This is a genomic window from Candidatus Dactylopiibacterium carminicum (assembly GCF_014736495.1).
Taxonomy (GTDB): domain Bacteria; phylum Pseudomonadota; class Gammaproteobacteria; order Burkholderiales; family Rhodocyclaceae; genus Uliginosibacterium; species Uliginosibacterium carminicum.
Genome location: NZ_MDUX01000050.1, coordinates 1 through 9,688, shown reverse-complemented (window position 1 = coordinate 9,688; position 9,688 = coordinate 1). Strand labels below are relative to the sequence as shown.

The window sequence follows — 9,688 nt, the reverse complement described above, 5'->3', positions numbered from 1 at the left end:
CGTTGCCTGACTTTTAAAGCGATATGCAGGCCGTGGTTTCTCGCTTTTCATGCGAATTGCAAGATGCTGCCGACGGGTGGAGGTGGATAAAACACGTAGCTTGACGCGGGGTGGCGCGCTGTCCAGTTTGATTTCTGACATCGCCCGGGAGTGGCTCGGACAGGAGACCGCTTTCCGGGGGATGTTGTCCTGTTGCTGGGGCTTTCAAGAAACAGACATATTTGGAGACAGAAATGAACGCAAAACGCATAGCGCTTGCCGCGATGTTGCTGGGGTTGAGCTCCGGCGCATGGGGAGCCAACCGGCCTGCGGGCTACGTCACGATCTGTACCGAGAACAAGACCTGTTCGGTCGCCACGTCGACCAACGTGGCCTTCGGCCGCGCAGATCAGTTCTTCTATAAGGTGCTGAGTGGGTCCTTCGTCTGTAACGAGACAAGCTTTGGCGGCCGTATCGCCGGTGGTGTGAATGAATGCTCGGTGCCCTCCGGCAGCGGGGGCAGCAGTTCCAGCTCAAGCAGCTCGGGTGCTTCCAGTTCGAGCGGCTCCAGTTCCTCCAGCTCCAGCGCTTCTTCGAGTTCCAGCTCGTCGGCCACCAGCGGCAATGTCACCCTGCAGGCCTGGCCCAGTTGCCCGGCGTACGTCGCTCCGCCGAACACCGTTCCACTGATGGCAACCGTCGTGGTTCCGGCAGGGACGACCTACGATGGCGGCGGCAATCGTTTCCAGCTTACGGACGGTGGTCAGGCCGAAGGGCAGCCGCCGGTCTTCCTGCTGGAGGAGGGGGCCTCGCTGCGTAACGTGGTGATCGGCAACCTCGCAGCCGATGGCGTGCATTGCAACGGCAATTGCTCGGTCTACAACGTGTGGTGGGAAGACATCGGTGAGGATGCGGCCACGGCCAAGGGGGGCGCGGGCACGACGATGCGCGTGGATTGCGGCGGCGCCTTCCTCGGCACCGACAAGACCTTCCAGCACAATGGCCAGGGCACGCTGCACATCACGCGTTTCGTGGCGGACAACTGGAAGAGCAAGGGAGGCAAGTTCTATCGCTCCTGCGGCGACTGCACGGGCAACAAGGGGCCGCGTACGGTGATCATCGAGGATTCGCGCATCCACAACCACCAGACCATCGTGGGTGTGAACAGCTCGTACTCGAACGGTTCGCCGCGCGATACCGCCACCCTGCGCAACCTGCTGTTGCTGCGGTGGAACGGCGAGATCGAAGTCTGCTCGACCTTCAATGGCGTCGAGAAAGGCTCGGGCTCGTCGAGCGAGAAGGGCACCGAATGGAATACGGCCACCTGCAATCTCAGCCCGTCCGACATCACCGCCATCGACAAGCTGGGCGGCAGCAAGAAGACCGGCATCGATCCGGGCAACGGCCCTGATCCGGCGCCGGTGAATCGGGTACAGGAAAACTGGTCGTATTAAGCCAGCGCTGCACAGTGGACGCCCGGGAGTTCCCCGGGCGTTTTTCTTGTCGGGTCCGGATCGGCCGTGGATATGACGCTTGTGGCCACAGACCGATTCGTGTCACAAAGCCTTCCTGGCCACCCCGTGGCGCGGTGGATTCCTTGAGAGGTGCAGACATGAAACGGATCGTGTTGGCAGGCCTGCTGGCCTTTCCTTTGCTGACGCTGGCGGCCAAGGGCGACCGTCTGCCGGCTGAGGCGCGCGTGGTGGCCGACGAGCCGGGCTATACGGTGATCCAGCTCACCACCGATCCGGCGGACGATGCGGGGCTCTACTTTACCAACGAAGCGTATTCGCCTGCCGACAACCTGCTGGTATTCACCTCCCGACGCGGCGGAAACTGGAATCTCTACGGCCTCGATCTGGCGGATTACGGCATCCGTCAGCTTACCGACGGGCGCAGTATTTCCGGCACCGGTGCGGTGGTGGCGCCGGATTCGCGCGAGGTGTTTTACAAGCAGGGGCGCCAGTTGAAGGCCTTGAGCCTCGTCACGCTGGAAGAACGTATCGTCACCGATCTGTTGTCGGGTTTCATCGTCTCGGCGGCGGTGACGGCTTCACCAGATGGCAAGGTGGTTGCCGTGTCGCAGGTGGAAGACATCCCGATCAGCACGCGTACCGAGGTGATCTATTCGGACATGGACGAACGCTTCGAGAAACGGCCGTTCAGCCAGATCTACACCGGCAATGGAGATGGTTCGGATTGGCATCTGGTGGCCGGGCAGAAGAAATGGATCAGCCATGTGCTGCTTTCGCCCGCAGTGCCCCATGTCTTGCTCTACTGCCACGAGGGGCGCTGGAACAAGGTCGAGCAGCGCATGTGGCTGATCGGGCGTGACGATGCCGGCAATCGCAAGCTGCGCGAGGAAGAAACCCCCGAGCTCTCCATCGGGCACGAGTATTTCTTTCCGGATGGCGTACATGTGGGTTACCACGGCAACTATCCGGCGCCGGATCGACGCGCGTTCATCGGCGTGGCTGACATCCGTGACGGCAGCTACCGCGAGTACGTAACGCCTTCCGGCAACGGGCATACCCACGCGAATGCGCAGGGCACGCTGTTCGTGGGTGATGGCAACACGCGCATGCCGTCGATCAATGTGTATGCATTGCGTGACGGCCAACTGGAGACACGCCTGCAATACCGGCATGACGGCTCCTGGGCAAAGCAGGAGTGGCATCCGCATCCGCGTTTCCTGCCGGATGGGCAACACATCGTGTTCACCAGCAACCGGGCGGGGGACGGCAATCTCTATCTGCTGCGTCTGAAGCCCTGAAACCGTTTCGGCCCGGTTCTTGCTGCCATGCCTGTATCGTCACTTTGCGACAGGAAGCTGCCATGGATGCTGCACTGCATGCGGAACTCATCGCCGGTCTGAAAGCGGGCTCCATCGTGCCCTGCCTGGGCCCCGGAGTGCTTGAAGACGTGGTGTCTCCACCCACCCAGGTGCGCATGCCGGCCACCAGTCATGAGCTGATCCTTGGGCTTAACGATGGCAAGCCGATGTCGCCCAAGCTGATGTACGAATTCTCACGTGCCGCGATGAATATCGAACACAAGCGGGGCCGCAATGCCGTCAACAGATTCCTCACCCGTACCTACGCCGAGACGCCCTGGAGTCGCTCGGCCCTGCATGACTGGCTGAAGGAGATCCGCCCGGGCTACGTGATCGACATCAATCGCGACACCCAGCTGCTCGACAGCTATGCCGGCCTGCCGCACTATCTGGTGCAGGGCTGCGCGCGCCTCAGCGGCCGGGGCTATCGCTTCCATCTGTATATCAGCGATGGTACGGCTTACACCAGGATCGAGCCGGAAGAGGCCGCGCAGGATCTGCCTGTGCTGTTCAAGCCGCTGGGAACGCCATTGCCCGTACCCAGGTACATCGCGTCGGACGCCGATTACGTGGACTACATCACCGAGCTGATGGGAGGCTTCGGCGTACCGGCTTTCGTCAAGACCCTGCGCCGCGGCAAACGCTATCTCTTCATCGGGCTGCGGCTGAGCCGTGATACCGAACGCATGGTGATGGATGACATCATCTATGGTGCCGCGCCCGATGCCGGCTGGGCTTTCCTGCCCGAGCCGACCGCCAAGGAGCGAAAGTTCCTCGCACGGCACAACATCACGCTGATCGAGGACGATTTCCGGGCCTTGATGGAAGAGCCCGAATCGCTGGCATGCTGATCCGGGCTCCGTTCAGGCGCAGCGTACGGGCCAGGTTCAGGCCCGCAATGCCGCTGCGTGATGCGCGATGTGCTCGCCGATGAAGCTGGCGATGAAGTAATAGCTGTGGTCATGGCCCGGCTGCAGGCGCAGCGTGAGCGGATGCCCGCTGGCTTCGGCGGCGGCTTGCAGCACATGCGGCCTGAGCTGGCTGGCGAGAAATTCGTCGGCTTCGCCCTGATCGATCAGCAAGGGCAGCCTTTCCATGGCCGTCTTCAGCAATTCGGTGGCGTCCCATGCCTTCCAGGTCTCCCTGTCAGCGCCCAGATAGGCGGAGAAGGCTTTTTCGCCCCAGGGAGCCTGTGATGGCGCGACGATCGGCGAGAACGCCGACACGCTGCGATAGCGTCCCGGATTGCGCAGCGCGATCACCAGTGCGCCATGCCCGCCCATCGAGTGGCCGCTGATGGCACGGCGCTCGCTGGCAGGGAATTCCGCCTCGATCAGCTTCGGCAATTCCCCGGCCACGTAGTCATGCATACGGTAGTGCGTGGCCCAGGGCTGCTGTGTGGCGTTGAGGTAGAAGCCCGCGCCCTTGCCCAGGTCGTAGCTTTCCGCATCCGCCACGGCGTCGCCACGCGGGCTGGTATCCGGCGCGACGATGATCACGCCGTGCTCGGCGGCGTAGCGTTGCGCACCGGCCTTGGTGATGAAGTTCTGCTCGGTGCAGGTGAGGCCAAAGAGCCAGTACAGCACCGGCAGTTTCTGCGCACTTTTCCCCTCGTGCGCCTGCGGCGGCAGGTACACGGCGAAATTCATCGTGCAGCCGAGCGCGGTGGATTCGTGCCGCCAGACGTCCTGCCAGCCGCCGAAGCAGGCGCGGTGTTCGATGCGTTCCATGTCCGGGCGCTCAGTAGTTGATCACGGTGCGGATCGATTTGCCTTCGTGCATCAGGTCGAAGGCTTCGTTGATCTTCTCCAGCCCCATGGTGTGGGTGACGAAGGGGGCGAGCTCGATCTTGCCAGCCATCGCATCCTCCACCATGCCAGGCAGTTGCGTGCGGCCCTTCACGCCGCCGAATGCCGTACCCATCCACTTGCGACCGGTGACGAGCTGGAAGGGGCGGGTGGAGATCTCCTGCCCGGCGCCGGCCACGCCGATGATCACCGACTGGCCCCAGCCACGGTGCGCGCATTCCAGTGCCGCGCGCATCACGTTGACGTTGCCGATGCACTCGAAGGAATGATCCACGCCCCAGCCGGTCATCTCCACGATCACCTGCTGGATCGGCTTTTCGTGATCCTTGGGGTTGACGCAATCGGTGGCGCCGAACTGGCGGGCCAGTTCGAATTTCGAGGGGTTTGTGTCGACGGCGATGATGCGCCCGGCCTTGGCCTGGCGTGCGCCCTGGATCACGGCAAGACCGATGCCACCAAGGCCGAATACGGCGACCGAATCACCGGCCTGCACCTTGGCGGTGTTGTGCACGGCGCCGATGCCGGTGGTGACGCCGCAACCAAGCAGACAGACGTGCTCGTGGTTGGCCTGCGGATTGATTTTCGCCAGAGAGACCTCGGCCACCACCGTGTATTCGCTGAAGGTCGAACAGCCCATGTAGTGGTAGATCGGCTGACCGTTGTAGGAAAAGCGGGTTATGCCGTCGGGCATCACACCCTTGCCTTGCGTGGCGCGCACGGCGGTGCACAGATTAGTCTTGCCGCTCTTGCAGAAAAGGCATTCGCCGCACTCTGCGGTGTACAGCGGGATCACGTGGTCGCCCGGTTTCACGGAGGTCACGCCTGTGCCTACCTCGACCACCACGCCGGCGCATTCATGGCCGAGCACTACCGGAAACAGGCCTTCGGGATCGTCTCCCGACAGGGTGAAGGCATCGGTGTGGCAGACGCCGGTGTGGGTGACCTTGATCAGCACTTCGCCAGCCTTGGGCGGGGCAACGTCGATCTCGACGATCTCGAGGGGCTTGCCGGGGGCGAAGGCAACGGCGGCGCGGGATTTCATGTTTGTTCTCCTGTTAGGGGATGGGGCGAGGGACGGTGCGTGTGGCAGCGCGTGCAGGCCTGCATTTTGTCCGGCGAAGCTGCCGTTCCGTTCCGCAAGGGCTGGGAGTATAAGAAAGAGCCCTGCGTAGCGGAACCCGGGGGGGGGGCGTCGGCAGGGGGTGAGCATCCTCGTGAGTTGAGTCAAGATGCGGCGTGCAGCCGAGCGCGATAAATCAGCGATCAGAGGCGCGATAATCACTGTTGAGTTTCTTTGCAATAGGCGCAAGGTAATTGCAGAAAAGGCCGGGGAAGCCGGCCTTTTGCATTGTCGCGGGTGAGGATCAGGAGCGCAAGGCGGTCGAGATTTTGTTAATCTCGCCTTCGAGGGTGCGGCGTTTTTCTAGGAGCGCGGTACGTTGCGATTCCAGCTCGGCGACGGTCTTGCGGCGCTCTTCTACAGGTGGCATTCCTTCATTGCCCCAGCGCTGGCCAACACGCTCCTTCAGGTGGGCCATGAGTCGATCATAGACAACATCAGGAAAGAAGAAACACATCGCTTCGCCGTAATGCATCGAATTGAAAATGTCATCCGATAGATAGAGCGAGCGCGGACTACCGTCGTCACCTTCAAAGGTGCCCCAAGGGCGCTTGTTGTGCGGTTCGTCGCCCCGATAGGGCCTCAACAGGCCATTGGCGAGGCCGGGGAGATAGCCTGTCCGCACGCTGCTGGATAGTGGCTTTGAGGTAGTTGCCCCAATCCTCAAGGCAAAGCGGCATGCCGCGCAGCTCACCGATCTGTGCGTCGATGATGCTGATCTGCTGATTGGTGTCGGCCAGTTCTTCCTTGAGCTTGGAAAGCTGCACGGTAATGGTGGAAAGGGCGGATTTCAGGGGATTGGTGACTTCCATGATGGTTTCCATTGGTTAGAACGTCAGCGCGCCGTTGGCGAGCGTGATGGCTTCGGCGTAAGAGAGCGCAGGGCAGGTTTCGCGGTACTCGGTTGCCAGCCGGTGCAATGCCAAGCGCTCCGGGTCACATGTCAGGCCTGGCCGGGAGAACACAAAACTACCCGTTGGCATGATGATGGCTTCGGTCTCGCCGAAGCTCACACCGTCGCCGCGGTCTGTGAAACTCGGGTCTTCCATGCCTTTGACAGCGGGGGGAGTGGCGCCCAAAAAGCCGATGTGCTTAAGGTAATACGCGCCTGGCGTTGGGTTGCTGTCAGCAAACGGCGGAATGAAAGTCGCTGAAACCTTGGCGTAGCACCGTGCCTTGACCAGCGCTTCCAACGCCGTGCCTACCAAGGCCAGCGCGTACAGTTTGCTGCCCTTGACCAGCAGCTTCTGCGCTTGGCCCAATTCCGGCTGATCATTTTCCGGGTGGCCGAGCACCAGCGGTGCGGGCTGGCGCTGTGGATCGAAGGCGGCTGCCATTCCTTGCAGGTCGCCTTCGCTGAAGGTGATCTGCCTGCCCTTCATCGTTATGAACGTACCGGTGCGAAATATCTGAAAGAGTTTCGGAGTCATGGCGCCGGCCTCAGCTCTAGCAACGCTTGTGTGTCTTCGCATTGGTCTTTTCTGGTCAGCAGAAAACAGAAACGGCACTTTCGCCCATCGCCGACGTTTTCAGCATAGCCACGAAAGCAAACGAGGATTTCAACACCATTCATGAGCTCCGGATAAGCCAGCTTGAGGAGCCGAAATGCGGCGGAGGCCGCCAACTTGGAACAAATGGTTTTCATCGGTCTAACCATCAATTCTCGCGCTTCCAGCGCGAATAATCGGCGGCGCGGCGGTTGGCCTCCTTAGCGTCGCGCTCGGCACAGCGGCGGGCGCGTTCATCGGCGATCAGGCGATATACCCACTGAATGCTGTGGTCGTATTCGTGGGCCAGCTCTTCAATGGCCGTGCCGGCCTGCCACTTGTCATAGATGGCTGCGGCTTTCTCCTCGATCTTTTGGCTTGTCTCCTTGGCGAAATAGACGTTCTGGCCGCCGAACTCCTTGCGCATGCACTTCATGATGCGCACCGAAATTTCCTCGGCTTTTCGAAGCTCGATGCCTTCGTGCCGAAGCTGATCCGTCATGACTACGCTGAAATGCGCCAGCAGTTCAGAGCCCCGTTTACGCACCAAACCGCCAGGGGTGTACATGCCTGTTGAGCGATTGCTCATATTGCCTCCTTCAACCTTTAAACCCGATTACGAGCCGGCCAAAGCCGACCTGCCTAAAGTCATTCGTGCGGGGCGCAGTGGGCGGCTACTACCCTCCTTCGTTCGGAGCCGCCTGCCACACCCCCCGCAACCGTTCTCCTGTGGTTTGAAGCGCCCTCCCTGCGGAGGGCGTTTCTTTTTGCACCACACAGGAGTGATGGTCGGCGCGAAGCCTTAAAGCGTTCTACTTAACCGGGTTTAATAAAGGCAAAGCGCCTGTGGTAGGGCGCTTTGTGGGGTGGCATGGCTGGGTGGAGTCGCGTTGTAATCACGCGTAATTCACAGGAGGTTGGCTTTTAATTGCCCATGCATCGCATGTGAATTGTCAAGTAAGGAAAGGCGGGCGGCAGGGGCTTGCGCCCCTTCACCCTGCGGGGCAGAAGCGGCAGCGCCCTAGCGGGCGCGCCATGGTCTTGCGGCAGAACGTCATGCTTGCTCTTTGCGGCGCTTTGCCGGCTTGCTCTGCAAGGCGATGGCGGCGGATTGCGCGTGCACTGCTCTGGCAAAGGCCTTCGTCCTGCGCTGCACGACCTTCGAGAGCTTGAGCGTTTCCGGGTTGTTGATCTGCGGGCGCGGCCCGAAGCCCGGCCCCAGGTCGATCATCTCGACCGACAGGCCCCGCCGCACAATCAGTTCGCAGAAGGCGTCCCAATGGCGTTGCCCATCCGGCAGGATAGCGACGACACCATAGGCGGTATTCGCAGCCTCGTTGATCTCCTCCAGGGTGCGATCCATGCGCGCCGCCACCTCCATCGCTTCGAGCAGATCGGCCACGGCCTGTTGACGTTGCAGCAGGCTGCGCACCGCCTGATTGATGTCGCTGCTGATGTCGTCAATGGCATTGAAGCTTTCGCCATCCGGGTTGGGCATCGCCGCCAGCGCCGCTTCCACGGCTGCCTGCACATCGAAAAGGCTCACTTCGTCCTTATCTCCATTGAGCAGACTCAAGCGCAGGACGCGGAGTATTCCCGCGCTGCGGTAGCAGTCTAGCGCGATCTGATTGACCTGCCGAGTCAAGCCCGTGGTGCTGATGCGGTGGGCGGCTTGAGTGAAGCCGAACGTGTCGGCGACGGGTTGAGCATCCATGATGGACTCCTGACGGTTCGTTCAAATTCGCCCCCTGTTCAGAGGGGCGGCCAGGTACTTGAACACCGCCGTCAGACGGCCCGCAGTATTTCCCTTGCGGGTGTTGTATTTCTGCGCGCTACCCGGCCATAAAACCACCCGGCCATAAAACCTTATGGCCGTAAAAAAACCCCGATTTTGGACGCGATGGGGTGACCGCTGACGGAAGGTGTGTTCAGCACCAGCGCTTACTGTAACTATCCTGCAAGACATTTGCAACCCTTGAAACATCAACCCCGAACCTGCCCAGCCTTGAACCGTGCTCGCCCCTCTACCCCCGTCGATGCCCCGACAGACGATTTACAGGCGTTTATAAAGCTCGTGTCACGTTGCGGGCGAGTGCTTCCCTCTCCGCCCCAGAGAACGCGCCACCAGGCGCTGATTTTTACCCCCCGCAAAAGCGCAGACGCTTGTGTGTGATAAATTGTTATCACCGTGCGCCAACGAGAAGTGATAAATATTTATCTTGTCTCGTTGTCGGCGGGTGATAAGATATTATCTCCGCGTTCAAGGAACTGACGATGCGCCTCCATGTGATCTGCCACGGCAAGAAGACCACGATTTCCATAGACGACATTCTTATGGACTACCTTGGAGCTTGGCTTGTCGAAGATGAGCCGAAGCTGCATGCCAAGGCCAAGACGCAGCATACGTGAATCGCCCCGGGTTTCCTAGACAGCCCCGAGCTTCATGAAATACTGTTTTTCA

Annotated in this window: 11 protein-coding genes; 4 read left to right on the top strand and 7 right to left on the bottom strand. The window is 60.9% G+C overall.

What is annotated here, in order from left to right; translation table 11 throughout:
- Window positions 1-233: 233 nt before the first annotated feature.
- From BGI27_RS18540 to BGI27_RS13485, 3 genes are all read left to right on the top strand, one after another.
- The gene (locus BGI27_RS18540) at window positions 234-1,433 is read left to right on the top strand and encodes a pectate lyase (protein WP_095525385.1); all 1,200 of its coding nucleotides are present in this window, start codon (window positions 234-236) and stop codon (window positions 1,431-1,433) included.
- 158 nt (window positions 1,434-1,591) lie between these two features.
- Window positions 1,592-2,752, top strand: coding sequence for an oligogalacturonate lyase family protein (locus BGI27_RS13490; RefSeq protein ID WP_095525384.1), 1,161 nt, complete (start codon window positions 1,592-1,594; stop codon window positions 2,750-2,752).
- Window positions 2,753-2,814: 62 nt separating this feature from the next.
- Window positions 2,815-3,663: an SIR2 family protein gene (locus BGI27_RS13485; protein ID WP_095525383.1), complete on the top strand. Its 849-nt coding sequence runs from the start codon at window positions 2,815-2,817 to the stop codon at window positions 3,661-3,663.
- A 36-nt stretch (window positions 3,664-3,699) separates the two neighbouring features.
- On the opposite strand, the gene fghA is transcribed toward BGI27_RS13485, so the two are convergent.
- From fghA to BGI27_RS13450, 7 genes are all read right to left on the bottom strand, one after another.
- Window positions 3,700-4,542, bottom strand: a complete 843-nt coding sequence (fghA, locus tag BGI27_RS13480) for an S-formylglutathione hydrolase (protein ID WP_095525382.1) — start codon at window positions 4,540-4,542, stop codon at window positions 3,700-3,702.
- A 10-nt stretch (window positions 4,543-4,552) separates the two neighbouring features.
- Window positions 4,553-5,662: an S-(hydroxymethyl)glutathione dehydrogenase/class III alcohol dehydrogenase gene (locus BGI27_RS13475; RefSeq protein WP_095525381.1), complete on the bottom strand. Its 1,110-nt coding sequence runs from the start codon at window positions 5,660-5,662 to the stop codon at window positions 4,553-4,555.
- Between the two features lie 322 nt (window positions 5,663-5,984).
- Window positions 5,985-6,215: a hypothetical protein gene (locus BGI27_RS13470; RefSeq protein WP_095525380.1), complete on the bottom strand. Its 231-nt coding sequence runs from the start codon at window positions 6,213-6,215 to the stop codon at window positions 5,985-5,987.
- A 55-nt stretch (window positions 6,216-6,270) separates the two neighbouring features.
- The gene (locus tag BGI27_RS13465) at window positions 6,271-6,552 is read right to left on the bottom strand and encodes a hypothetical protein (RefSeq protein ID WP_095530039.1); all 282 of its coding nucleotides are present in this window, start codon (window positions 6,550-6,552) and stop codon (window positions 6,271-6,273) included.
- A gap of 15 nt (window positions 6,553-6,567) precedes the next feature.
- Window positions 6,568-7,170, bottom strand: coding sequence for a hypothetical protein (locus BGI27_RS13460; RefSeq protein ID WP_095525378.1), 603 nt, complete (start codon window positions 7,168-7,170; stop codon window positions 6,568-6,570).
- Window positions 7,171-7,396: 226 nt separating this feature from the next.
- Window positions 7,397-7,816 (bottom strand): Mor transcription activator family protein, encoded by a 420-nt coding sequence (locus BGI27_RS13455; protein ID WP_095525376.1) that lies wholly within the window; start codon window positions 7,814-7,816, stop codon window positions 7,397-7,399.
- A 465-nt stretch (window positions 7,817-8,281) separates the two neighbouring features.
- Window positions 8,282-8,941 (bottom strand): hypothetical protein, encoded by a 660-nt coding sequence (locus BGI27_RS13450; RefSeq protein WP_095525375.1) that lies wholly within the window; start codon window positions 8,939-8,941, stop codon window positions 8,282-8,284.
- Between the two features lie 560 nt (window positions 8,942-9,501).
- Between BGI27_RS13450 and BGI27_RS18535 the strand changes: the two genes are divergently transcribed.
- Complete coding sequence (locus BGI27_RS18535) at window positions 9,502-9,636, top strand: hypothetical protein (RefSeq protein WP_263406623.1); 135 nt, start codon at window positions 9,502-9,504, stop codon at window positions 9,634-9,636.
- Window positions 9,637-9,688: the final 52 nt, after the last annotated feature.

Coding starts and splice junctions, on each gene's coding strand:
- BGI27_RS18540 (WP_095525385.1), top strand. CDS start 234: ATGAACGCAAAACGCATAGCGCTTGCCGCGATGTTGCTGGGGTTGAGC.
- BGI27_RS13490 (WP_095525384.1), top strand. CDS start 1,592: ATGAAACGGATCGTGTTGGCAGGCCTGCTGGCCTTTCCTTTGCTGACG.
- BGI27_RS13485 (WP_095525383.1), top strand. CDS start 2,815: ATGGATGCTGCACTGCATGCGGAACTCATCGCCGGTCTGAAAGCGGGC.
- fghA (WP_095525382.1), bottom strand. CDS start 4,542: ATGGAACGCATCGAACACCGCGCCTGCTTCGGCGGCTGGCAGGACGTC.
- BGI27_RS13475 (WP_095525381.1), bottom strand. CDS start 5,662: ATGAAATCCCGCGCCGCCGTTGCCTTCGCCCCCGGCAAGCCCCTCGAG.
- BGI27_RS13470 (WP_095525380.1), bottom strand. CDS start 6,215: ATGCATTACGGCGAAGCGATGTGTTTCTTCTTTCCTGATGTTGTCTAT.
- BGI27_RS13465 (WP_095530039.1), bottom strand. CDS start 6,552: ATGGAAGTCACCAATCCCCTGAAATCCGCCCTTTCCACCATTACCGTG.
- BGI27_RS13460 (WP_095525378.1), bottom strand. CDS start 7,170: ATGACTCCGAAACTCTTTCAGATATTTCGCACCGGTACGTTCATAACG.
- BGI27_RS13455 (WP_095525376.1), bottom strand. CDS start 7,816: ATGAGCAATCGCTCAACAGGCATGTACACCCCTGGCGGTTTGGTGCGT.
- BGI27_RS13450 (WP_095525375.1), bottom strand. CDS start 8,941: ATGGATGCTCAACCCGTCGCCGACACGTTCGGCTTCACTCAAGCCGCC.
- BGI27_RS18535 (WP_263406623.1), top strand. CDS start 9,502: ATGCGCCTCCATGTGATCTGCCACGGCAAGAAGACCACGATTTCCATA.